This window comes from Rathayibacter sp. AY1A4 (genome assembly GCF_002930955.1).
Classification (GTDB): domain Bacteria; phylum Actinomycetota; class Actinomycetes; order Actinomycetales; family Microbacteriaceae; genus Rathayibacter.
The window spans coordinates 13643-36831 of sequence record NZ_PSTN01000010.1 but is presented as its reverse complement, the minus strand read 5'-3'; the positions used below and the strand labels follow the sequence as shown (position 1 = coordinate 36831).

Below are 23189 nucleotides of genomic sequence, written 5' to 3'. Positions count from 1 at the left end.
ACGCGGGGTGTCCGCCGGGTGTCGGGGAGGCGGCGGCGGGCTCCGAGCCTCCTGCGAGGTGCGCGCGGCTAGGGTGTTGCGGTGATCGATGGTGGACCGGGCCGCTCCCCGGAGGACGACGACGCGGCGACCCCGCCGGTGGACCGCGGGCCGGACGCCGGCCCGGAGGACGACGCCGACGACGAGGCCCTGGAGTGGGCGGGCGAGGGCGCGGACCCGACGCTCGCCGCGGGGACGGCGCGCGTGCGCCGGACGCCCCGCACGGTCGCGGGGGCGGGCGCGGCGGACGACGGCTCGGACGACGACGACTCCGAGGACGAGGACCCCGACGACGAGGCCGCGTCCTCGTCCGCTCTGCTGATCGCCGCGGGCATCGCGGCCGGTCTCTACCTCCTGTACGCCATCGCCTGGGCGATCACGGCGACGCGGCAGTCGCCGGTCGCCGCGGCCGGCTTCGCGGGCGATGCGCTCGGCGGCGCCCTCTACTCGCTCGGGCTCTGGCTGGCGGTCCTGGCGCCGCCGGTGTGGTTCGCCGTGGTGCTCCTCGCCACCCGCGACTCCCGGGTGCGCACCCGCGTGCTCTGGCTGGTCGCCGGACTCGTCCTCCTCGCTCCGCTGCCGTTCCTCAAGGGGGCCTGATGACCGACTCGACCCGGGCCACCCTCGGCGGGCCCGGCCGGCGCGACCGGCCCGGCCGTCGCCTGGCCGCCTCCGTCCTCGTCGCCGTGGTGTTCGCGCTCTTCTTCGCCTGGGACGTCTGGGAGGCGGTCGGCAACCTGATCGGCCTGCGCAGCTACGCGGCCTCCCTCGGCACCGACCTGAACCCGACGGGCTGGGCGGTGCTCCTGCTCGGCCTGGTGCTGCCGGTCGCCTGCTTCGTCGCCGCCGTCCTGCTCGGGCGCCGCCGGGGGCTCCCGGCGCGCATCGGACTGCTCGCGGCGGCCCTCTGCCTCTCGGCGGCGCTCTCGCTCGACGTGCAGCTCGTCCTCGGCGTCGAGAGCCTGGTCTCGCTGAGCTGACCGGCGGCGTCACACGGCGCGGGGCGCGCGCACCCCTCCGCTACAGTGACGGGGGGCTGCCGACGCCCCCGCCTCGGTGCCCGCTCCGTCCCCTCTCCGAAGGAAGCGCCTCTCGTGACAAAGCCGGTCGTCCTGATCGCCGAAGAACTCTCGCCCGCCACCGTGGACGCGCTCGGTCCCGACTTCGAGATCCGCTCCGTGGACGGCACCGACCGCCCGGCGCTGCTCGAGGCCCTCGCCACGGCGCACGCGATCCTGGTGCGCTCCGCGACGCAGGTCGACGCGGAGGCGATCGCCGCGGCCCCCTCGCTCCAGGTGATCGCCCGCGCCGGTGTGGGTCTGGACAACGTCGACATCACCGCCGCGACCGCCGCGGGCGTCATGGTCGTGAACGCGCCGACCTCGAACATCATCTCGGCCGCCGAGCTCACCGTCGGCCACATCCTGAGCCTCGCCCGCCACATCCCCGCCGCTCACAGCGCACTCGCGCAGGGCCTCTGGAAGCGCTCGAAGTACACGGGCGTCGAGCTCTACGAGAAGACCGTCGGCATCATCGGCCTCGGCCGCATCGGCGCGCTGATCACCGCGCGCCTGCAGGCCTTCGGTGTGAACGTCGTCGCCTACGACCCCTACGTGACCAGCGCCCGCGCGCAGCAGCTCGGCGTCACGCTCCTCTCCCTGGAGGAGCTGCTGGCCGAGAGCGACTTCATCACGATCCACATGCCGAGGACCCCCGAGACGACGGGCATGATCTCGGACGATCAGCTGGCGCTGATGAAGCCGTCGGCGTTCATCGTGAACGTGGCCCGCGGCGGCCTCATCGACGAGGACGCGCTGCACCGCGCGCTCGTCGCGAAGACCATCGCCGGCGCCGGACTCGACGTGTTCGTGAAGGAGCCGCCGACCGGATCGCCGCTGCTCGCCCTCGAGAACGTGGTCGTCACTCCGCACCTCGGGGCCTCGACCGACGAGGCGCAGGAGAAGGCCGGCGTCTCGGTCGCCCGCTCGGTGCGCCTCGCGCTCTCGGGCGAGCTCGTGCCGGACGCCGTGAACGTCGCCGGCGGCGTGATCGACGAGTACGTGCGCCCCGGCATCCCGCTGGTCGAGAAGCTCGGCCAGGTCTTCTCGGGCCTCGCGGACTCGCCGGTCACCTCCATCGACGTCGAGGTGCGCGGCGAGCTCGCCGGCTACGACGTGAAGGTCCTCAAGCTGGCGGCTCTCAAGGGCGTGTTCACCAACGTGGTCTCGGAGACGGTGTCCTACGTCAACGCGCCGGTGCTCGCGGAGCAGCGCGGCATCGAGGTGCGCCTGATCACCGAGCCGGTCTCGGACGAGTACCGCAACGTGATAACGCTGCGCGGCGCGCTCTCGGACGGCTCGCAGATCTCGGTCTCGGGCACGCTGACCGGCACCAAGCAGGTCGAGAAGATCGTGGCGATCAACGGCTACGACGTCGAGGTCCCCCTCGCGAAGCACCTCGTCGTCATGAGCTACGTCGACCGCCCCGGGATCGTCGCGGTCTACGGCCGCGAGTTCGGCGACGCCGCGGTCAACATCGCGGGCATGCAGATCGCGCGCACCGAGGCGGGCGGCAAGGCGCTCTCGGTGATCACCATCGACTCCCCCGCCCCGGACGGCCTGCTCGAGAAGGTCCGCGTCGCGATCGACGCCGACCTCATGCAGGAGATCGACATCACCGAGCAGTGAGCACGCGGCGGTTCGCTCAGGTCGACGTCTTCGGCGCCGCGCCGTTCCGGGGCAACCCGGTGGCGGTCGTCGTCGACGGCGACGGCGTGGGCGACGCCGCGATGGCGGAGTTCGCGCGCTGGACGAACCTCTCCGAGACGACCTTCCTCCTCCGCCCGAGCGACCCCGCGGCCGACTACCGGCTGCGGATCTTCACGCCGGGCGGGGAGCTGCCCTTCGCCGGGCACCCGACCCTCGGGAGCGCGCACGCCTGGCTCGCGGCCGGAGGGACGGCCCGCGCGGCGGGGGAGCTCGTGCAGGAGTGCGCCGCGGGTATCGTCCGACTGCGGGTGACGGAGGAGGGCATCGCCTTCGCCGCCCCGCCCCGCCGGCGGACCGGACCGGTCGACGAGGCGACGCTCGAGCGGGTGGCCGCGGCTCTGCGGATCCCGCGCGCGGAGATCCTCGACCACGAGTGGGTCGACAACGGTCCCGGCTGGCTGGCCGTGCGGCTCGCGTCGGCGGAGCAGGTCCTCGCGCTGCGGCCGGACCAGGCTCTCCTCGCCGGGCTCCCCGTCGGCGTCGTGGGCGAGCATCCGGCGGGAGGCGAGTGCGCGGTCGAGGTGCGGGCGTTCATCCCCGACGCCGGCGTGTCCGAGGACCCGGTGACGGGGAGCCTCAACGCGGGGATCGCCCAGTGGCTGATCGGCAGCGGCGTGCTGCGCGAGCGCTACACGGCCGCCCAAGGGGCGGCGCTGGGCCGAGCCGGGCGCGTGCGCGTCGAGAGCACGGACGGCGCGATCTGGATCGGCGGCGCGACGGTGACCCTGATCGACGGGGTCGTCGAGCTGTAGCGGGTCCGCCGGGGCGGCGCGGCTCAGCTCCCGAGGAGGCGCTGGACGACCGCGAGGACGTCCTCGGCCTCGCCGCGCGACTGCGAGCCCGTGGGGAGCAGGGCGGAGTTGTAGTAGAGCCCGTCGCTCATCAGGACGATCGCCCGGGCGACGAGCGGGTCGCCCACGGCGTCGGCGACCACCTCGTTCCAGCTGTCGTGGATCCGCGCGAGGCCGCCGCTGGCGCGCTCGTCGTGCCCCTGCGCGATGCGCGACACGGCGAGGATCGTGCGGTCGAAGGCCGAGTCGGCGGCGAAGGAGGTGCGCAGCAGGTAGGCGACCACGCCCTCGGGAGCGGCGAGGCTCTGCGCGACGTCCGCCTCCCGCCGCGCGTCGAGGCGCTGCAGGAGCCCGTCGACGAGGGCGTCCTTCGAGGGGAAGTGGTAGAGCAGCCCGCCCTTGGAGACTCCGGCCTCGCGGGCGACGGCGTCGAGGGTCGCGGCGCGCTCGCCCTGCTCGATGAGGAGCTGCTCGAACGCGTCGAGGACGCGGTCGCGGGCGGGGGCAGGAGGCACGGCGACCATCCTACGGCGGATCAGTGGCGACTGTACCGGCTGGACGGTATACTCTCTCCGTTCTCCTCTGAAAGGTCGTTCCCGTGTCCGCGCGCACCGCTCCCGTCTCCACCCACGACACCGCCGGCGCCGCCGACCGGGTCGGGCGACGCGCCTGGGTGGCGCTCGCGGTGCTGATGCTCCCGGTGCTGCTGGTCTCGGTCGACAACACGGTGCTGAACTTCGCGCTCCCCTCGATCGCCGAGGATCTGGGCCCCTCCGGCACCGAGCTGCTGTGGATCGTCGACGCCTACCCGCTGGTGCTCGCGGGCCTGCTGGTGGCGATGGGCAGCCTCGGCGACAGGGTCGGGCGGCGGCGCCTCCTGCTGGTCGGCGCGGTCGGCTTCGCCGCCGTCTCGCTCGTGGCCGCGTTCGCTCCCACCGCCGCGGCGCTCATCGGCGCCCGCGCGGCACTGGGCTTCTTCGGCGCGATGCTGATGCCCTCGACGCTCTCGCTCCTGCGCAGCGTCTTCCCCGACCGCGACCAGCGCCGCCTCGCGATCGCGATCTGGGCGACCGGCTTCGCCGTGGGCTCGGGCGTCGGCCCGCTGGTCGGCGGCGTGCTGCTCGAGCACTTCCCCTGGGGGTCGGTGTTCCTGCTCGCGGTGCCCGTGCTGCTCCCGCTGGTCGTCCTGGTGCCGATCCTGGTGCCGGAGTCGCGCGACCCGCAGCCCGGCCCGGTCGACGTGGTCAGCATCCTGCTGTCGCTGGCGACCATGGCGCCGGTCGTCTACGCGGTGAAGTCCTTCGCCGAGCACGGGATCGACGTGGTCGGCGTCGCGGCGCTCGTCGTGGGCGTCGTCTCGGGAGTTCTGTTCGTCCGCCGCCAGCAGCGCCGGGCCTCGCCGATGCTCGATCTCTCGCTCTTCCGCCGCGGCTCGTTCAGTGCGGCGATCGTGGTCAACCTCCTCAGCGTCACCGCGCTGGTCGGCGGGCTCTTCTTCCTCTCGCAGCACCTGCAGCTCGTGGTCGGGCTCTCGCCCCTGGAGGCGGGCCTCGTGCTCGTGCCGGGCCTCGCCGTGATGATCCTGGCCGGGCTCGGCGTGGTGCCGATCGCGCGCCGCGTCGCTCCGCGCCTCGTCGTCCCGGCCGGACTGCTGGTCTCGGCCGTCGGGTACATCCTGCTGGCCCTCGGCAGCGGGGCGCCCGGAGGAGCGTCCGCGCTCACCGTCGCCGTCGCCTTCGCGTTCCTCGGCCTGGGCATCGGTGCGGCCGAGACGGTGTCGAACGAGCTGATCCTGGCCAACGCGCCCGCCGACAAGGCCGGTGCGGCCTCCGCCGTCTCCGAGACCGCCTACGAGCTCGGTGCCGTCCTCGGCACCGCGACGCTCGGCACGGTCCTCACCGCCGTGTACCGCGGGGGAGTCGTGCTGCCCGAGGGCCTCGACGCCGCGCAGGCGCAGCGGGCCGGGGAGACCCTCGGCGGCGCCGTCTCGGTCGCCGGCGAGCTGCCCGCCGACTCCGCCGCGAGCCTCGTCGCGTCGGCGAGCGCGGCGTTCGACTCGGGCGTCGGCTGGTCGGCCTGGCTCGGCGTCGTCCTCGTGCTGGCCGCCGCCGCGGTCGGCGCCTGGCGCCTCCGCCGGAGCTGACGCTCCTCCTCTCCTCCCGACGGAGGCCGCCCGGGACGCGCAGCGCCTCCCGGGCGGCCCTCGCCAGCCCGACGGGGGCGCGTGCCCCGGACCGCGGCGCGGGCGGGCCGCGAGTACGCTGGGGGGACTCCGACCCCGTACGCCTGAGGACCGCCATGCCCCGCACCGTGAAGCTCGCCGTCATCCCCGGAGACGGGATCGGGCCCGAGGTGACCGCCGAGGCCGTCAAGGTCCTCGACGCCGTCACCGCCGACTCCGATCTGGTGCTCGAGACGACCACCTTCTCGCTCGGCGCCGCCCGCTACCTCGAGACCGGCGACGTCCTCACCGACGAGGACCTCGCGGCGATCGCGGGGCACGACGCGATCCTCCTGGGCGCCGTCGGCGGAGCACCGGGCGACCCGCGCCTCCGGGACGCGAACATCGAGCGCGGGCTGCTGCTGCGGCTGCGCTTCGAGCTCGACCACTACGTCAACCTGCGGCCCACCCGTCTCTACGCGGGCGTCGCCTCGCCGCTCGCGGCTCCCGGCGAGGTCGACTTCGTGGTCGTCCGCGAGGGCACGGAGGGGCCCTACGTCGGCACCGGCGGCTCGATCCGGCAGGGCACCCCGCACGAGGTCGCCAACGAGGTGTCGGTCAACACCGCCTACGGGGTCGAGCGCGTCGTCCGACACGCGTTCGAGCTCGCCCGCACGCGCCGCTCCCGGCTGACGCTCGTCCACAAGACGAACGTCCTCGTCTTCTCCGGCTCGCTCTGGAAGCGGATCGTCGACGAGGTGGGGGCCGCCTTCGAGGACGTGGCCGTCGACTACCTCCACGTGGACGCCGCCACGATCTTCCTCGTGACCGACCCTGCTAGGTTCGACGTCATCGTCACCGACAACCTCTTCGGCGACATCCTGACCGATCTGGCCGGCGCGATCAGCGGCGGCATCGGACTCGCGGCCTCGGGCAACATCAACCCCGACGGCGCGTTCCCCAGCATGTTCGAGCCGGTCCACGGATCCGCGCCCGACATCGCCGGACGGCAGCTCGCCGACCCGACCGCCGCGATCCTCTCGGCCGCGATGCTGCTGGACCACCTCGGCCGGAGCGACGAGGCCGCCCGCGTCACCGCGGCCGTGACCGCCGACATCGAGTCGCGCGACGGCACCCCGCGCTCCACGGCCGCGATCGGCGACTCCGTCGTCGCCCGCCTCCGCTGATCCCCCGCAGAAGGACACCACCACGATGAGCACCGACTCCGCCCCCGCCGACCTCGCCTTCGAGGTGACCGCCGCCCCCGCGCCCCGCTCCGCCGAGGAGCGCGCCCGGATCCTCGCGAACCCCGGCTTCGGCATGCACTTCACCGACCACATGGTCGGCCTCCGCTGGACCCGCACGGACGGCTGGCACAGCGCCCGCGTCGAGCCCTACGGCCCGCTCGCGCTCGACCCCGCCGCCGCCGTCCTGCACTACGCTCAGGAGATCTTCGAGGGGATGAAGGCCTACCGCCACGAGGACGGCTCCGTCTGGACCTTCCGCCCGGAGGCGAACGCGCGCCGCCTGCAGCGCTCGGCCCGCCGCCTCGCGCTGCCGGAGCTCCCGACGGACCTCTTCGTCGAGTCGCTGCGGCAGCTGATCGCGGTCGACGGCGACTGGGTCCCCTCGGAACCGGAGACCAGCCTCTACCTGCGCCCGTTCATGTTCGCGCAGGAGGCGTTCCTCGGCGTGCGCGCGGCCGAGGACGTCGGCTACTACGTGATCGCCAGCCCCGCCGGCGCCTACTTCTCGGGCGGGGTCGCCCCCGTGTCGATCTGGCTCTCCACCTCCTACGCCCGGGCGGGCAAGGGCGGCACGGGAGCGGCGAAGACGGGCGGCAACTACGCCTCCTCCCTCCTTCCGCAGCAGGAGGCCTACAGCCACGGCTGCGCGCAGGTCCTCTTCCTCGACTCGCAGGAGTCGCAGTGGATCGAGGAGTTGGGCGGCATGAACGTGGTGCTGGTGAAGAAGGACGGCACGCTGGTCACCCCGGAATCGGACTCCATCCTCGAGGGCATCACGCGCGACAGCGTCCTGCAGCTCGCCGAGGACCGCGGCCACCGCGTCGAGCGGCGCCGCGTGAGCATCGACGAGTGGCGCGACGGGGTGGCCTCCGGCGACGTGGTCGAGGTGTTCGCCTGCGGGACCGCCGCCGTGATCACCCCGATCGCCGAGCTCAAGGGCGAGGGCTTCTCCGTCGGCCGCGAGGGCGCGCCCGCCGGGGAGCTCACGATGTCGCTCCGCGAGGAGCTGACCGGCATCCAGTACGGACGCCGCGAGGACACGCACGGATGGATGACGAGGCTGGACGCATGAAGATCGCACGATTCGCCACGCAGCGCGACGGGGACAACGGGGGAGCGATCCACTTCGGGATCGTGGACGAGGACGACCTGGTCGTGCTCGCCGGCGACCCGATGTTCGCCGGGTTCGACACCACGGGCGAGCGCATCCCGATCGCGGAGGCGAAGCTCCTCGCGCCGGTGATCCCGCGCTCCAAGATCGTCGGCATCGGGAAGAACTACGCCGACCACGCGGCTGAGATGGGCGGTGACGCCCCGGCGGAGCCGCTGGTGTTCCTCAAGCCGAACACGTCGGTCATCGGCCCGGACGAGGTGATCGTCCTCCCCGAGGACAGCCAGCAGGTGGAGTTCGAGGGCGAGCTGGCGATCGTGATCGGCGCCGTGGCCCGCAACGTCCGCGCGGAGGACTACGAGGACGTGGTCTTCGGGTACACGATCGCCAACGACGTCACCGCACGCGACCTCCAGCGCTCCGACGGCCAGTGGGCGCGGGCGAAGGGCTACGACACCTTCTGCCCGCTCGGACCGGTCATCGAGACCGAGTTCGTCTGGAACGAGAGCGCGATCGAGACGCGCGTCAACGGGCGCGTGCAGCAGTCGGGCAGCACCGGCGACATGATCCACGGGGTGCCCGAGCTCGTGGCCTACGTCTCGCGCATCTTCACGCTGCTCCCCGGGGACGTGATCCTCACCGGGACGCCCGCCGGCGTCGGGCCGATCGCGAACGGGGACGCCGTCGCGGTGGACGTCGAGGGCATCGGCACGCTGTTCAACCCGGTGGTCGTCCGGCGCTGAGCCCGGGCCCTCCTCCGCGGAGGGACGAGCGCCTCCGGCCCGCGCGGATCCTCGGATCCGGCGGGCCGGACACGTCCGAGCGGGACGTCAGTCGGCGCTCGCCGGGTCGCTGCCGACCGCGCCCTCGGTCTCGTCCGGCAGGTCGGCGTCGCCGGAGACGGTGTCCCCTCCGCTGTCGCCGTCGGTCACGGCGTCCGTGACACCGCGGTCGATCGCGGTGCCCCCGGGAACGGCCCCCGCTGCGGAGGCGTCGGCCGCGTCCTCGCCGGGCAGCACCGTCTGCGCGCCGCCGGTGTTCGGGGCGGCGTCGCCGCCGGATCCGGGAAGGTCCTCGTTCACGTTCTGGTCGGCCATGTCGGCTCCTCTCGTCGGGGCTCCAGCCCAGCACGCGACGGGCCCCTCCGCAGGACATTGACAGCGCGGGGACGAGGCGGCAGAGGCGGGCCGGGAGGCCGGGCGACGCGCCTTCACCGTGCTCCCCGGCGCTGTCAAGCGGACTGCCTCCGTGGCCGTCTGGTCGTAGCGTCGAGCTATGAACTCCTCCCGCACCGACTCCGTCAGCCGCATCGCCCGGGAGGACTTCGGCTGGTCGTCGCTGCTCCCCGGTCAGCGCGAGGCGATCGAGTCGGCGGCCTCCGGGCGCGACACGCTGCTGGTGCTGGCGACGGGCGGCGGCAAGTCCGCGGTCTACCAGATCGCCGGAGCCGAGCGCGGCGGCGTCGTCCTGGTCGTCTCCCCGCTCGTCGCCCTGCAGGCCGACCAGCTCGCCGCGATCGAGGCGGCTCCGGCGGCCCCGCCCGCCGTCGCGATCAACTCCTCCCAGGGCGCCGCGGCCGTCGCCCGCGCCTGGGACCGGATCGACGAGGGCGGCCCGCTCTACGTGCTCCTGGCGCCCGAGCAGCTCGCCAAGCCCGAGAACGTGGCGCGTCTGGCGGCCGCAGGAGTGTCGCTCCTGGTCGTCGACGAGGCGCACTGCGTCTCCTCCTGGGGCCACGACTTCCGCCCCGACTACCTCCGCCTGGCCGATGTGCGCGGCGAGCTCGGAGACCCGCCGGTGCTCGCGATGACCGCCACCGCCTCCGGGCCGGTGCGCGACGAGATCATCGAGCGCCTCCGGATGACCGACCCCGAGATCCAGGTGCACGGCGTCGACCGTCCGGAGATCCGGCTGGTGGTGCACCGCCACGAGAGCGAGAACGAGAAGCGCGCCGCCGTGGTCGAGGAGGCCCGCAGCTGGACGGCTCCGGGCCTGGTCTACGTCGCCACCCGCAAGGAGACGGAGGCCTACGCGGCCGACATCGCGGCGGAGGGGCGCCGGGTCGCGGCGTACCACGCCGGACTCAAGGTGTCCGAGCGCAAGGTCGTGCACGAGCAGTGGCGCGCCGGCGAGCTCGACGTCGTCGTCGCGACCTCGGCCTTCGGGATGGGCATCGACCGGGCCGACGTCCGCTTCGTGCTGCACGCGACGACCACCGAGTCGCTCGACGCGTATTACCAGGAGATCGGCCGCGCGGGCCGCGACGGCGAGCCGGCGACGGGCGCGCTGCACTACCGCGCCGAGGATCTGGGTCTCCGCCGCTTCTTCGCCAAGCGCTCGGTCGACAAGGCCGCGCTGCGCGTGATCTGGGCGGCCGTCTCGGAGCAGCCGGGGCTCGACTCCGCGGCTCTCGCGAGGGAGCTGGGGAAGCCGGCCCGCACGATCGCCCGGATCGTCAACGATCTCGCGGACGCGGGGCTGGTGGAGACCGGGTCCGGTCTGCGCGCGACGCGCGAGGCCTCGGGCGACGAGGCCGTGCACGCGGTGAAGGAGGCTCTGGCCTCCCGCGAGCGGATCGCGGAGTCGCGCCTGTCGATGATGCGCGCGTACGCGGAGACCAGCCAGTGCCGCCGCCGGGTCCTGCTGGACTACTTCGGCGTGGAGTCGGCCGAATGGTGCGGCAACTGCGACGGCTGCGAGCGGCACGAGGCGAGCGGCGAGACCGTGGAGGCGCCCGTGGACGCCCCTCTGAGCGTCGACGAGTCGGTGGAGCACCGCGAGTGGGGCGCCGGCACCGTGATGAGCGTGGAGGCCGACCGGGCGACGATCTTCTTCGAGTCCGAGGGCTACAAGGTGCTGTCGTTCCAGGCGCTCGAGTCCGGCGTCCTGCGCGAGCGCGAGCACGCCTCCGCCTGACCCCGGCTCTCCGCGCCGGCCGATCGCCGATCGCGGGACGCCGCTCCGGTACGGCAGGCACGGCGTGCCGTGCACCGGAGCGGCGTCCCGCTGAGGGTGGTCAGACCTTCGAGACGGCCGAGCTCACGTCGGTGGGCTTCTCGTAGTCGCCGTCCGGGATCGCACGGAGGGCCTCGAGGACGTCGCCGTCCGCGCCCTCCTTCTCGGCGGTCTCGACGATCGTGTCCTTCGAGGCGGGGTAGTCGATGCCCGAGAGGTACTTCTGGATCTGGATCGGGTTGGGTGCGTCCATCGTGCTGTCCTTTCGTCGCCTTGCTGAGTGTTACGAGTGCTCTTCGGCGAAGAGCCGGTCGAAGGCGTCGACGCGCCGGTCGGTGACCGTCGTGGGCGTCTCGAGGTGCACGGCGCCGCTGGGCACGAGGCCCGCGCCGCCGAAGCGCTCCATGACGCGCCACTGCGCGGCGACGTCCTCACCGCTGTGCTCCGGGGGCAGCTGCTCCCAGAAGTCGAAGCCGCCGACGGCCAGGAGGGCGTCGCGGCGGTAGAGGACGCACGCGCCCAGCCAGGCGACACGGTACGCGCGCCAGGCGCCCTCCGGGACGTCGAGGCGGGCGGCGACGTGCGTGAGATTGGCCGCGTTGTGCAGCGGCCAGCGCTCGAACTCAGGGGTTCCGCGCCGCACCCGCTCGGGCTCGACGCGCTCCTCCCAGGTCTCGAACGACTCGGTCTCGTGCGGGCGCACGTCCTCGAGGTAGGACAGGCCCTGCACCGCGGAGCCGACGAAGCCGCAGTCGAGGCGCTCGAGGGCCTCGTGCAGCCGCGAGAGCGTGCCCGGCTCGAGCCACACGTCGTCGTCGAGGAAGAGGACGGCCGGGGCAGTGGCGAGGGAGAGGAGGTAGTGCCTCTGCTCCGCGAGCCCGCGCCGGGGCAGGTGCCGGCGCACCACCGGAGCCCGGCTCTGCGCCTCCAGCACGCGCAGCATCGCGAGGATCGTCGGGTCGCTCTCGGCGACCGCGTCGTCGGACTGGTCGCTCACGATCACGCGGAAGGGCGGGTCGTCCTGGGCGGCGAGTCCGGCGAGCGTGGCGGCGAGCTCGGCACGGCGGCCGACCGTCGGCACCAGCACGTCGATCAGCGGCTGCCGGGGAGCTTCCGGGACCCCCCAGCGCCCGGACCACCGGCGGCTGGTCACGGCGCGGCCGATCGGATGCGCTGGACCATCTCGGTCGTGGAGTGCTCCGAGACGTAGCCGACCGTGGTGACGACGCCCCCGTAGGAGCGCACGACGGCCGCCTCCGCGAGCATGTCGGGGTTGTAGTCCCCGCCCTTCACGTAGACGTCGGGCTGCACGCGCTCGAGCAGCGGGATGGGGGTGTCTCCGCCGAAGAGCGTCACGTAGTCGACGCAGCCCAGCTCGGCGATCACGCCCGCGCGGTCGCCCTCCGGATTGATCGGCCGTCCCTCGCCCTTCAGCCGCCGGACGGAGTCGTCGTCGTTCACCGCGACCACGAGCACGTCGCCGAGCTCGCGGGCCTGGCGGAGATACGCCGTGTGGCCGCGGTGCAGGACGTCGAAGCAGCCGTTGGTGAAGACCACGCGGCGACCGCGGCGCGCCTGCTCCGCGAGGACCTCGACGAGGGCGTCCTCGCCGAGCACGACGGCGCCGGGAGCGGCGAGGGAGGCGAGCAGGTCGTCGCCCGAGCAGACGGAGGTGCCGGGGCGCTGCACGACCACGTCGGCGGCGGCCTGCGCCAGATCGACGGCGGTGGCCAGGGAGCGGCCGGCGGCGAGGGCGAGGGTGGCGGTCGCGGCGAAGGTGTCGCCGGCGCCGGACGCCTGCTTCTCCTCCGCGGGCTGAGCGAAGGTGCGGCTGACCGTGCCGTCGGCGTCGAGGGCGGTGGAGCCGTCCCGGTCGAGGGTGACCACGACGTGCCGGGCGCCCGAGCGCGCGCGCAGCTCCCCGGCGGCGTCGCGCACGGCGGCGGCCCGCTCCGTCCCGCGGCCGAGGGAGCCGCCGAGCAGCCGCTCCGCCTCCTTGGCGTTCGGAGTGACCAGGTCCGGCCGGGCGAAGGCCCAGTCGGCGAGCTCGTGCGCGTCGATCACGAGGAGGCCGGGGCGCCCGACGGCGAGCAGGCGCTCGACGGCCTCGCGGAGGATCCCCGAGCCGTAGTCGCAGACCAGGACGGCGTCGGCGCCCGCGGCGGCCTCGGCGGCGGCACCGGCGAGCAGGGCCAGCTCGTCGTCGGCCGGGCGGTGCGGGCCGGAGTCGACGCGCAGCATCACGCTGTCGCCGCCGACCACGCGGGTCTTGATCGTCGTCGCGGCGCCGGTGCGGACGACCCGGGAGGTGTCCAGGCCGGCCCGCTCGAGGGCGCGCACGAGCCGGTCGCCCTCGGAGTCGCGTCCGGCCACGCCGACCGTGCGGACGACGGCGCCCAGCGCGCGCAGGTTGGCGGCGGTGTTGGCGGCCCCGCCCGCGACGTCGACGACGTCCTCGAGCCGCAGGACCGGCGCGGGCGCCTCCCGCGTGACGCGCTCCGCCTCGCCGAGCCACCAGGAGTCGAGGATGAGGTCCCCGATCACGGCGACGACGGGCGGGCGCTCGTGGACGTGCGCCAGGAGGGCGCTCGCCCGCTGGAGCGCCGAGCCCTCGAGGCTCATCGCGCGCCTCCCGGCAGGACGGGCAGGCCGAAGTGCACGACCGTGGTGGTGGTCATCTCGTCGAGCAGCTCCGGGCCGTAGCCGAAGCCGGAGCCGGATGCTCCGCGGGGCTGGGCGCTGCCGCCCGGCGCTCCTCCGAAGACGCCGTTGACCTTGACGGTGCCGACCGGCAGCGTCGCCGCGGCGCGGTGCGCGTGCTCCATGTCGGCGGTGAGGATCGAGGCGGCCAGGCCGTAGGGGCTCGCGGCGGCCAGGTCCAGGCCCTCGTCGAAGGAGTCGACGACGCGGATCGGCGCGACGGGCCCGAAGGTCTCCTCCGTCATCACCAGCATCGACTCGGTGCAGTCGGCCAGGACGGTCGCGGGGTAGAAGGTGCCGTCCCCGGGAGTGCCGCCGGTGAGGGCGCGCGCGCCGCTGTCGAGCGCCTCCGTGACGTGCTCGTGGACGGCGTCGCGCATGCGGGCGTCGACGAGGCGGGGGAGAGGGCCCGCGCTCCAGCGGTCGGCCTCGGCGACCAGCGCCGCCGTGAACGCCTCGGCGATGTCGCGGTGCACGTAGATCCGCTCGACGGAGGTGCAGATCTGGCCGGCGTTGGCGAAGGCGCCCAGCGCGGCCTGCTCGGCGGCCCAGACCGGGTCGACGTCGCGGTCGACGACCAGCGCGTCGTTGCCGCCGTTCTCGAGGATCACGTGCGCGCCGGTGACGGCGGCGACCCGGGCGAGCGCGCGGCCGGTGGCGGTCGAGCCGACGTGGGCGAGGACGTCGACGCCCTCGGTGCGCGCCAGCTCGTCGCCGACCGCCCCGTCACCCTCGACCAGGGTCAGCACGCCCTCGGGCAGCGCCTCGGCGAGGATGCTCGTGAAGAGGGCGCCCGTGCCCGGGCTGCGCTCGCTCGGCTTGTGCACGACGACATCCCCGGAGACGATCGCGGCGCCCAGGAGGCCCGCGGCGACGGCGACCGGGTCGTTCCACGGAGTGAGGGCGAGCACGACACCGCGCGGGTGCGGCAGGGCCAGATCGACGTTGAGCGCCCCTCCGCGCAGGCTCCTCCCGCGGTGAAGCGGGCCGAGCTCGGCGTACTGGAGCAGCGTGTCGACACCGGCGCGCACGCCGCCCAGCGCGTCGCCGGCGGGCTTGCCCGTCTCCTGCGTGTTGAGGTCGGCGAGCTCCTGCTCGCGCTCGGCCACGCGGTGGGCGGCGGCACGGAGCAGGGCGCCGCGCTCGGCGGGCGCGGTGGCGGCCCACACGGGGAACGCGGTCCGCGCGCGGCGGACGGCGTCGGCGGCGGTCGTGGCGGGGGTCGTGATGTCGATGGTCACGGTCACCTCTCGGTCGGGGGCGCCCGCGGAGTGGCGGACGCATCCGTCCGGTACCCGGGTGGTGCGCGCCTAGACACGCCGCCTCCGGAATCCGCCCCCGGATCGGCGACGGGCTCGCCCCCGATCCGGTTTCGGATCGGCCCCGGCGGGGAAGTGGAGGAGTGCACCGTCCCCGGAGCGGCGCCCGCGCGCCCTCCGCACCTGAGAGGAACCCGTCGTGGTCGCCATCGCCCCCCTCCGAGAGCCCTTCGCCGGAGTCGAGAGGATCGCCGTCCTGCGCGGCGGCGGACTCGGCGACCTGCTGTTCGCGCTGCCCGCCGTCGACGCCCTCGCGGCCGCCTACCCGGGAGCCGAGATCACCCTGCTCGGGACGCCCGCGCACCGGGTCCTGCTGACGGGCGTCGAGTCGCCGATCGCCGACGTCGAGATCCTGCCGGTGGCGCAGGGCGTCCGCGACGGAGAGGGGGAGGACCCCCGGGTCGTCGAGGACTTCACCGAGCGGATGCGCGCGCGCCGCTTCGACCTGGCCGTGCAGCTGCACGGCGGCGGGCGCTACTCCAACCCGTTCCTCCAGCGCCTCGGCGCGCGCCACACGGTCGGGTCGCGCACCGACGACGCCGCGGAGCTCGAGCGCACGATCCCCTACGTCTACTACCAGCACGAGATGCTGCGGGCGCTCGAGATCGTCGGGCTGGCAGGAGCGCCCGCGACCCGCCTCGAGCCGGCGCTCGCCGTGGATCCGGAGCGGCGGGACCGCCTCGCCGCGGCGCTGCCCGCGGGCGGCCCGCTGGTGCTGATCCACCCCGGCGCGACCGATCCCCGCCGCCGCTGGCCCGCCGCCTCCTTCGCCGCCGTGGCGACGGAGCTGCTGGCGGACGGCGCGCGCGTGCTGGTGGTGGGCGACGCCTCGGACGTGCCCGCCGCCGACGAGATCGTCGCCGGAGCGCCGGGAGCGGTCTCCTGGGCGGGCGTCGTGGACCTCCCGGACCTCGCTCCGCTGCTCTCGCTCGCCGACCTCGTGCTCGGCAACGACTCCGGACCCCGCCATCTCGCCGCCGCGGTCGGCGCTCCGACGGTCGGGGTCTTCTGGGTGGGCAACGCGATCAACGCCGCGGCCCTCGGGCGGCAGCGCCACCGGGTGCAGCTGAGCTGGACCACGCACTGCCCGGTCTGCGGGCGCGACGCCACGCAGGTCGGCTGGACCGCTCCGCGCTGCGAGCACGACGTCACGTTCGTCGGCGACGTGCGCGTCGAGGCGGTGCTCGAGGACGTCCGCGGGGTGCTCGCCTCCACCCGCTGAACCGCGAGACGCCGCCTCGGTACGCGACGCGCCGGGGCGTGCGGACCGAGGCGGCGTCTCGCGGCGGGGGATCCGGGGCGCGCCCGGATCAGCGGATCACGGCCAGGACGGCTCCTCCTCGTGCGTGATGACGAGCTCGCGGACCTCGCAGCCGCGCGGCTGGCCGAGGACGAACATGACGGCGTTCGCCACGTTCTCCGGATCGTTCAGCAGCGCGTCCGGACCCGGCTTGTACTGCTCGTCGCGGTCGTCGAAGAAGCGCGTCTTCATGCCCGACGGGATCAGCGTGGTCACGCCGATCTCGCCCTTGGTCTCGGCCGCGAGCGCGCGGGTGAAGCCGAGCACGCCGAACTTCGAGGCGCAGTACGCGGTCGCGTCCGAGACGGCCTTGATCGCGAGCGAGGAGGCGACGGTGACGACGCGGCCGTGCGTCTCGGTGAGGAAGGGCAGGGCCGCCCGGACGACGGCCGCGGTACCGAGGAGGTTGACGGAGATGACGCGCTCCCACTCCTCCGGCTCCACGTCGACGAGGCGGCCGCAGCGGTCGATGCCGGCCGCGGTCACGACGGCGTCGAGCCCGCCGTGCTCGCGGGCGATCTCGACGACCGCCTTCTCGGCCTCGCGGGTCTTCGCGACGTCGACCTGGTAGGCGGCGACGCCCTCCTTCACCGACGAGACGTCGCGGTCGAGCACGATCGGCGTGCCGCCGGCGGCGGTGACCGCGGCGGCGACGGCCGCACCGAGCCCGGAGGCTCCTCCGGTGATCAGGACGCGGCCGATGGGGGTGGGAGTGGTGCTCATGGTTTCCTTCCGGGGGTGGTCTGCGGGCCTCGTGGGCCGCGGGTCAGCCGACACGCGCGAGCGCGGCGGCGAGATGGGTGGTCGAGCGGCCCGGGTGGTACGGCACGGTCAGGACCCGGCCGCCCCACTCCGCCACCGTCGCCGTCTCGGGGAGGGACTCGGCGGAGTAGTCGCCGCCCTTCACCCAGACGTCGGGGCGGATGCGGCGCAGCGCCTCGTCCGGCGTGTCCTCGCCGAAGACCAGCACGGCGTCGACGCACTCGAGCGCGAGCAGCAGGTCGACGCGGTCGTCCTCGGGGATGATCGGCCGCGCCGCGCCCTTGAGGCGCCGGACGGAGTCGTCCGAGTTGAGGCAGACGATCAGGCAGTCGCCGAGAGCGCGTGCGGCGGAGAGGGTGCGGGCGTGGCCGGCGTGGAGCAGGTCGAAGCAGCCGCCCGTCGCGACCACCGTTCCTCCTGCCGCGCGGACGGACTCGGCGACGCGCAGGGCGTCCACCCCGCCGCCGTGGAGGGGTGCGGGGTCGGCGGGAGCGGACAGGGAGGCGACCCCTCCCGCGAGGAGGTAGGCGCCGGCCGCGGCGACCGCCGCCTGCACCGCCTCCGAGGTGCTCGCACCCTCGGCGAGGGCGACCGCGGCGGAGGCGGCGAACCGGTCGCCCGCGCCGCACGGGTCGGTGGGCGGCACGGCGACGGCCGGTGCGACGACCGGGACGCCGGCGCCGCGGGAGCGCAGCAGGGCGCCGGAGGATCCCATCGTCACGGTGACCGCACCGCAGCCCCAGCGCTCGAGGAGGGTGGTCGCGGCGGACTCGGCGCGCGTCACTCCGCGGCCGACGGCTCCCGAGAAGGCGGTGGCCTCGGCCAGGTTCGGGGTGGCGAGGGAGGTGGCGGCGACCGGCTGGGAGCCCCGCGGGTGCGGATCCCACACCAGCGGCACGGTGAGCGCGTCGAGCGCCGTGCGGAGCGACGGATCCTCGGTGAGGCGGCGGCCGTAGTCGGCGACGATCACGGCGTCGGCGTCGGCGAGCGCGGCGAGCATCGCGTCGGTGACGCCGGGGACGGGCGGCGTCTCGCAGCCGCGGTCGATCCGCACGACGGCCTGGCCGGAGGCGGCGACGCGGGTCTTCACCGGCGTCGGCGCTCCCGAGGGCCCGGCGACCAGGCGGACGCCGGACAGCTCGGCGCGCAGCTCCGCCACGTCCGGATCCGAGTCCTCGGCGAGCGCGGTCACCAGCGTCACCTCGTGCCCGTCGCGGGCGAGCATCCGGGCGACGAGCCCGGCACCGCCGGCGCGGGCGCTGCGGGCCGAGACGTCGACCACGGGGACGGGGGCGTCCGGGCTCAGCCGCTCGGCGGGTCCGGAGAGGTCGACGTCGAGCATCACGTCGCCGACGACGACGAGGCGCAGGCGGCTCACGAGGCGGCCGCCGTCCGTGCGCGGATCCGGTGCTCGAAGGCCCGGCAGAGCGCGTGCACGAGCACCAGCTGCGCCTCCTGCACGTTGGAGCCGTGGCCCTCGAGGGCGATCGCCTCGTCGCAGAGCTCGGTGAGCGGGTTCGGCCCCTCGCCGGTCAGCGCCCACGACCGGGCGCCCGCCGCACGGGCGGCCTCCGCGGCGTGGAGGAGGTTCGCGCTGCGTCCGCTGGTGGAGAGCAGGACCACGACGTCGCCCGCCCGGGCGTGCGCGGTGACCTGGCGCGAGAACACGTGGTCGAAGCCGTAGTCGTTGCCGATCGCGGTCAGGCTCGACGTCTCGGCGTGCAGCGAGATGGCGGAGAAGGGGACGCGGTCGCCGTCGAAGCGGCCGACGAGCTCGGCGGTGAGGTGCTGCGCCTCGGCCGCGGAGCCGCCGTTGCCCGCGGCGAGCAGGCGCGCGCCGGAGTGCAGGCGGTCGGCGAGCTCGACGCCCCAGGCGGCGATCCTGTCGGAGTGGCGCTCCAGCTGCGCGACCGCGTCGAGCGCGCGCGCCACGTGGTCGTCGACGAGGCGCCGGGCGGCGTCGGCCGGGGTGTCCAGAACGGTGTCGATGGTCGCGCTGTCGATGGTCATCGTCGCGGAGCCGCCTTCCGGGTGGTGGGAGATGAGGGTGCGCTCGTGGCGCCGGTGAGGAGCGACTCGTCGCCGAGGCCGGCGAGGGTCGTGACGTAGGCGCGCTCGGTGTCGGCGGCGACGCGGTCCCAGGAGTAGCGGGACTCGACGCGCTCGCGTCCGGCGGCCCCGTAGGCGCGGGCGCGGTCGGGGTCCTCCAGCAGCGAGCCGAGGGCGGCGGCCAGGGCGACCGGGTCGCGCGGAGGCACGTGGACCCCGGTGACGTCCTCGACCACGGTGTCGATCAGGCCGCCGACGGAGGAGGCGACGACCGGCACGCCGCAGGCCATCGCCTCGAGCGGAGTGATGCCGAACGGCTCGTACCAGGGCGCGCAGACCACGACGTCGGCCGAGCGGAGCATCGCGGGCATCTCGGTCTGCGAGAGCTGGCCGACGAAGTCGACGCGGTCCGCGACGCCGAGGCTCTCGGCCACGCCGTGCAGCCGCTGGTACTCGGGGTCCGCCGTCAGCGCGTCGCCGGAGCCGGAGCCCCCGACCACGACGAGCTCGGCGTCGTGGCCGGCCGCGACCAGGTGCGCGAGCGCCTCGATCGCGATGCCCATGCCCTTGCGCGGCACCAGGCGTCCGATGGTCATCAGCCGCGAGCGCTCGCTGCGGGGCGCGACCGGGCCCTCGACCGAGAACCGGTCGATGTCGACTCCGCAGGGCACCACCGAGATGCGCGAGGTCGGCACGCCGAGCCCCTTGAGCTCGAAGGCCTCGTCCGAGCAGGTGGCGACGACGCCGTCGGCCTTCTGGCCCACTCCGGGCTCGAGCCAGGCGCGCTCCTCGGGGCTGGTGTCGAGCGCGCCCTGCTGGCGGCGCTTGACCACGCCCAGCGCGTGGAAGGTGTGGAGGACGGGCACGCGCCGACCCGTGGCTCGCTCCACCCGCTCGGAGGCGTCGAGCGCGGCGACCCCGGACATCCAGAAGTGGCTGTGCACGAGGTCCGGCCGCTCCTGCAGCCACTCCTCGGCGAGGTCGACGGCGAAGTCGCCCATGAAGGGCAGCAGCTCGTCCTTCGACACCCGGCGCGGCGGCCCGGCGTCGATGTGCACGACCTCGACTCCCGAGGTGAAGGGCACGCGCCGGGGGAGGGAGGGGTCGTCGCGGCGGGTGTAGACGACGACGCGGTGGCCGCGGCGGGCGAGCGCGTCGGCGAGCGCCGCCACGTGGACGTTCTGGCCGCCGGCGTCGACGCCGCCGAGGGTCGCCAGGGGGCTCGCGTGCTCCGAGACCATGGCGATCGTCAGCGCGGGCGCGGCGGAGAGGTGCTGCTTCATCGGGTGCTCCCTTCCAGAGCGGGCTCCGGCGACCGGCGTCCGGGGAGGTCGGCGAGGACCTCGTCCCAGTCGCGGTGGAACCGGGCGAGGCCGTAGCGCGCGAGCGCGGCCTCGCGGGCGACGGCGCCGGCGCGGGCGGCCCGGTCCGGGTCCTCGACGAGCGCCCGGGCCGAGGCGACGAGGGCGTCGAGGTCGTTCGAGACCGCTCCGGCCTCGGGCGGGACGGCGCGCCCCGCCTCCGTCACGTCGAGCGCGACGACGGGCATCCCGAGGTGCATCGCCTCCAGCAGTGCGAGGCCGAGGGAGGTCCATCGGAACGGGTGCAGGTAGACCCGGCGGCGGGCCAGGGCCCCGTGCATCGCCTGCGTGCGGACGTCGCCGAGGACCGTCACGTCCTCCAGGCCCGGCAGCTCGGCGAGCCGGTCGGTCTTCATCCCGAAGACGTCCAGCGGACCGACCACGCCGAAGCGGGGGAGCAGGTCGGTCCCGGCGACCCGGCCCCGGCGGACGGGCTCGTTGACGACCACGCCGAAGTGCGGCAGCTCGCCGGTGTAGAGGGGACCCGGGTCGTGGATCCCGTGCTCGATCACCGTCGTCCGCGTCGATCCGGTGTCCCACATCAGGGCGTTGAAGTGGGTGACGTGGACGATCAGCAGGTCGTCGCGGTCGGCGAGCGGGTGGCGGTTGTCCGGCACGTCCCCGCGGGGGGTGTTGTGCTCCACGTAGACGGCGGGCACGTCGCGGCCGAGGCGTCGCCCGAGCAGGCGCTCGGCCTCGGCGAGCTCCTCGGGCCTCTGGAGGAGGACCGCGTCGACGTCGGCGTCGTGCAGCTCCTCGGGCGCGATCTCGACGGCGCTCGGCCAGTCGCGGCCGCCGGTGCCCAGGCCCCAGCCGTCGCGGGCCGGAGTCGTGGGGAGCAGGTAGGTGTGGGCGCCGCGGACGAAGGCGTCCGCCCAGCCGCCGTGCACGTGCCAGAGCAGGATCCTCATGCGATGGCCTCTCTCGGGGAAGTCGTGGGTCGGAGTCGGAGGGCGGCGCCGACCGCGTCCTCGGCGCTCACCCCCGCGAGGCACGGATGGCCGGGGACGGGGCACACGCGGGCGCGCGAGCCGGCGCAGGGCGCCTCCTGGTCGCCGAGCTGCGCGACCGGGACGCCGTAGGGCGCCCAGCGCACGGCCGGGACGACCGGCGCGAAGAGGCTCACCACGGGGGTGCCGACCGCGGCGGCGAGGTGCGCGGGGCCGGTGTTGCCGCAGATCACGACGTCGGCGCCGGCCAGCACCTCGGCGGCGCCGGCGAAGTCCGTCGCCCCGCCGAGGTCGATGCCGCGGGAGCCCGCGACCTCGGCCGTGAGGGAGCGCTCGCCCGGGCCGCCGGTGACGACGACAGCGAGGCCCGCGTCCGCCAGCAGCTCGACGGCGCGGGCCGCGTTCGCCGCCGGCCAGGCGCGGGCGGGGACGGCTGCCCCGGGGTGCACGACCGCGTAGGGGCCGATCCCCTCGAGAGCGGCGGGCAGCGCGCCCTCGCGGCGCACGCGGAGCCGTCCGTCGTCGCCGGCGGGCAGCGCGAAGCCGGCCGCCGCCGCGATCGCGAGCGCGCGCTCCGGCTCCGGCTGGTCCTCCTCGAGGGTCTCGCCCGGCACGAGGCGCACATCGAGCAGGGCGCCCGCGAAGTCGACCGAGGCGCCCGTGATGCGGGCGACACCGGCGAGGCGGAGCAGCAGGGCCAGCGGAAGCGGCGACTGGTGGAAGGAGGTGAGGATCACGGCCTCGTCCGGCGCGAACTCCTCGACGATCGCGCGCAGCTCGTCGACGAGCTCGGAGTCGACGGGGCGGGAGGCGTCGCCGATCCACGGGCACCACCAGGTGCGGACGGAGGAGGGACCCGGCAGCAGCGCGGCCGCGGGCGCTCCCTGCGGACCGCTCAGCAGCAGCACCTCGGCGTCGGCCGCGATCGCGCGGACGGCGGGTCCGCACAGCAGGACGTCTCCCGCGCTGTCCAGGCGGGCGACGAGCACGCGGCGCCTCACTCGGCGTCCTCGTCGGGCTGCATCGCGAGCAGCAGCTCGACCGCCTCGAGGAGCGTCGCCGCCTGCAGCGGAGCGGCGTCCACCTCCTCGGCGCGGGTGATCGGAGTCGGCACCAGCACTCCACGGGCGCCGGCCGCGGCGGCGGCGCCGACGTCGGCCCCGATGTCGCCGATCACGGCGAGGGACCGTGCCGGCAGTCCCAGCTGCTCGGCGGCGTCGAGCACCATGCCGGGCCGGGGCTTCCGGCAGGAGCAGCCGTCCTCCGGGCCGTGGGGGCAGAGCATCCACACGTCGAAGCCGCCGAAGAGCTCGTCCACGCGCCGGTTCACCGCGTCGGCCTGGCCGCGGTCGATGATCCCGCGGGCGATCCCGGACTGGTTGGTGACCACGCCCACGGCCAGCCCCGCCTCGCGCGCCCGCTCGACCGCGGCGAGGGCGGTGGGCATCGGGGAGACCTGCGCCGGGTCGCCGTTGTAGGGCACGTCGACCACGAGCGTCGCATCGCGGTCGAAGAGGATCCCCCGCAGGCGCGGGGCCCTCGCGCGCTCGTCGGCGCTCCGGGAGGAGGAGTCGTTCACCTTCTCCTCGTACCCCTCGACCGGGGATGTAAACCCCCTTCCGGAGAAGTCGGTCCCTCCGGGCGCGTCGCTGGCATCTGCGGGCGGCGCGTCTGAG

Annotated in this window: 23 protein-coding genes; 10 read left to right on the top strand and 13 right to left on the bottom strand. The window is 74.9% G+C overall.

The features are described 5' to 3' along the window. Positions 1-81: 81 nt before the first annotated feature. The 4 genes from C5B92_RS07865 (at position 82) to C5B92_RS07850 (ending at position 3559) form a co-directional block, all read left to right on the top strand. Positions 82-639 (top strand): hypothetical protein, encoded by a 558-nt coding sequence (locus tag C5B92_RS07865; protein WP_104274351.1) that lies wholly within the window; start codon positions 82-84, stop codon positions 637-639. Next, entirely contained in the window at positions 639-1019 is a 381-nt protein-coding gene (locus C5B92_RS07860; protein WP_104274352.1) for a hypothetical protein, read from the top strand. Before C5B92_RS07865 ends, C5B92_RS07860 begins: the two co-directional genes overlap by 1 nt. A 114-nt stretch (positions 1020-1133) precedes the next feature. Continuing rightward, a complete protein-coding gene (gene serA, locus C5B92_RS07855; protein WP_104223535.1) occupies positions 1134-2726 on the top strand; it encodes a phosphoglycerate dehydrogenase in 1593 nt (530 codons plus the stop codon). Continuing rightward, positions 2723-3559 (top strand): PhzF family phenazine biosynthesis protein, encoded by an 837-nt coding sequence (locus C5B92_RS07850; RefSeq protein ID WP_104274353.1) that lies wholly within the window; start codon positions 2723-2725, stop codon positions 3557-3559. The genes serA and C5B92_RS07850 overlap by 4 nt, the downstream gene beginning before the upstream one ends. Positions 3560-3582: 23 nt before the next feature. Here C5B92_RS07850 and C5B92_RS07845 read toward each other — a convergent pair whose 3' ends face one another. Next, positions 3583-4122: a TetR/AcrR family transcriptional regulator gene (locus C5B92_RS07845; protein ID WP_208543367.1), complete on the bottom strand. Its 540-nt coding sequence runs from the start codon at positions 4120-4122 to the stop codon at positions 3583-3585. A gap of 74 nt (positions 4123-4196) precedes the next feature. Between C5B92_RS07845 and C5B92_RS07840 the strand changes: the two genes are divergently transcribed. The 4 genes from C5B92_RS07840 to C5B92_RS07825 all read left to right on the top strand — a co-directional run bounded on the left by C5B92_RS07840 (position 4197) and on the right by C5B92_RS07825 (position 8860). After that, the gene (locus C5B92_RS07840) at positions 4197-5741 is read left to right on the top strand and encodes an MFS transporter (RefSeq protein ID WP_258061310.1); all 1545 of its coding nucleotides are present in this window, start codon (positions 4197-4199) and stop codon (positions 5739-5741) included. Positions 5742-5896: 155 nt separating this feature from the next. Further along, complete coding sequence (locus C5B92_RS07835) at positions 5897-6946, top strand: 3-isopropylmalate dehydrogenase (protein WP_104257252.1); 1050 nt, start codon at positions 5897-5899, stop codon at positions 6944-6946. A 25-nt stretch (positions 6947-6971) separates the two neighbouring features. Then, positions 6972-8078, top strand: a complete 1107-nt coding sequence (locus tag C5B92_RS07830; protein WP_104226252.1) for a branched-chain amino acid aminotransferase — start codon at positions 6972-6974, stop codon at positions 8076-8078. Next, positions 8075-8860, top strand: a complete 786-nt coding sequence (locus C5B92_RS07825; RefSeq protein WP_104274354.1) for a fumarylacetoacetate hydrolase family protein — start codon at positions 8075-8077, stop codon at positions 8858-8860. The genes C5B92_RS07830 and C5B92_RS07825 overlap by 4 nt, the downstream gene beginning before the upstream one ends. Positions 8861-8947: 87 nt before the next feature. On the opposite strand, the gene C5B92_RS07820 is transcribed toward C5B92_RS07825, so the two are convergent. Then, entirely contained in the window at positions 8948-9214 is a 267-nt protein-coding gene (locus C5B92_RS07820) for a hypothetical protein (RefSeq protein ID WP_104274355.1), read from the bottom strand. Positions 9215-9392: 178 nt separating this feature from the next. Between C5B92_RS07820 and C5B92_RS07815 the strand changes: the two genes are divergently transcribed. Next, positions 9393-11033, top strand: coding sequence for a RecQ family ATP-dependent DNA helicase (locus tag C5B92_RS07815; RefSeq protein WP_104274356.1), 1641 nt, complete (start codon positions 9393-9395; stop codon positions 11031-11033). 100 nt (positions 11034-11133) lie between these two features. On the opposite strand, the gene C5B92_RS07810 is transcribed toward C5B92_RS07815, so the two are convergent. The 4 genes from C5B92_RS07810 to C5B92_RS07795 are packed head-to-tail and all read right to left on the bottom strand — an operon-like array spanning position 11134 to position 15013. After that, the gene (locus tag C5B92_RS07810; RefSeq protein ID WP_104223528.1) at positions 11134-11325 is read right to left on the bottom strand and encodes a DUF2795 domain-containing protein; all 192 of its coding nucleotides are present in this window, start codon (positions 11323-11325) and stop codon (positions 11134-11136) included. Positions 11326-11355: 30 nt separating this feature from the next. Beyond that, positions 11356-12225 carry a glycosyltransferase family A protein gene (locus C5B92_RS07805; RefSeq protein WP_219814261.1) on the bottom strand — a complete coding sequence of 290 codons (870 nt, stop codon included), beginning with the start codon at positions 12223-12225 and terminating at the stop codon, positions 11356-11358. Continuing rightward, positions 12222-13694, bottom strand: coding sequence for a D-glycero-beta-D-manno-heptose 1-phosphate adenylyltransferase (rfaE2, locus tag C5B92_RS07800; protein ID WP_104274357.1), 1473 nt, complete (start codon positions 13692-13694; stop codon positions 12222-12224). Before rfaE2 ends, C5B92_RS07805 begins: the two co-directional genes overlap by 4 nt. Further along, a complete protein-coding gene (locus tag C5B92_RS07795; RefSeq protein WP_258061309.1) occupies positions 13691-15013 on the bottom strand; it encodes an aldehyde dehydrogenase in 1323 nt (440 codons plus the stop codon). Before C5B92_RS07795 ends, rfaE2 begins: the two co-directional genes overlap by 4 nt. Before the next feature lie 217 nt (positions 15014-15230). Between C5B92_RS07795 and C5B92_RS07790 the strand changes: the two genes are divergently transcribed. Next, a complete protein-coding gene (locus C5B92_RS07790; protein WP_104274359.1) occupies positions 15231-16313 on the top strand; it encodes a glycosyltransferase family 9 protein in 1083 nt (360 codons plus the stop codon). A gap of 96 nt (positions 16314-16409) precedes the next feature. Here the strand turns inward: C5B92_RS07790 and C5B92_RS07785 are convergent, their stop codons facing one another. From C5B92_RS07785 to C5B92_RS17275, 7 genes are read right to left on the bottom strand one after another with little or no spacing between them, the layout of a single operon-like run. After that, positions 16410-17114, bottom strand: a complete 705-nt coding sequence (locus C5B92_RS07785) for an SDR family oxidoreductase (protein WP_104250150.1) — start codon at positions 17112-17114, stop codon at positions 16410-16412. Positions 17115-17157: 43 nt separating this feature from the next. Beyond that, positions 17158-18522, bottom strand: coding sequence for a PfkB family carbohydrate kinase (locus C5B92_RS07780; protein WP_104274364.1), 1365 nt, complete (start codon positions 18520-18522; stop codon positions 17158-17160). A 5-nt stretch (positions 18523-18527) separates the two neighbouring features. Beyond that, the gene (locus tag C5B92_RS07775) at positions 18528-19163 is read right to left on the bottom strand and encodes an SIS domain-containing protein (RefSeq protein ID WP_104274360.1); all 636 of its coding nucleotides are present in this window, start codon (positions 19161-19163) and stop codon (positions 18528-18530) included. Then, positions 19160-20455: a glycosyltransferase gene (locus tag C5B92_RS07770; protein ID WP_104283822.1), complete on the bottom strand. Its 1296-nt coding sequence runs from the start codon at positions 20453-20455 to the stop codon at positions 19160-19162. Before C5B92_RS07770 ends, C5B92_RS07775 begins: the two co-directional genes overlap by 4 nt. 26 nt (positions 20456-20481) lie before the next feature. Further along, on the bottom strand, positions 20482-21474 hold the full coding sequence (locus tag C5B92_RS07765; protein ID WP_104274515.1) for a glycosyltransferase: 993 nt from the start codon (positions 21472-21474) through the stop codon (positions 20482-20484). Further along, positions 21471-22514 carry a glycosyltransferase family 9 protein gene (locus tag C5B92_RS07760; protein ID WP_219814344.1) on the bottom strand — a complete coding sequence of 348 codons (1044 nt, stop codon included), beginning with the start codon at positions 22512-22514 and terminating at the stop codon, positions 21471-21473. Before C5B92_RS07760 ends, C5B92_RS07765 begins: the two co-directional genes overlap by 4 nt. Next, positions 22511-23092 carry an HAD family hydrolase gene (locus C5B92_RS17275; RefSeq protein WP_104274516.1) on the bottom strand — a complete coding sequence of 194 codons (582 nt, stop codon included), beginning with the start codon at positions 23090-23092 and terminating at the stop codon, positions 22511-22513. The genes C5B92_RS07760 and C5B92_RS17275 overlap by 4 nt, the downstream gene beginning before the upstream one ends. Positions 23093-23189 lie beyond the last annotated feature (97 nt).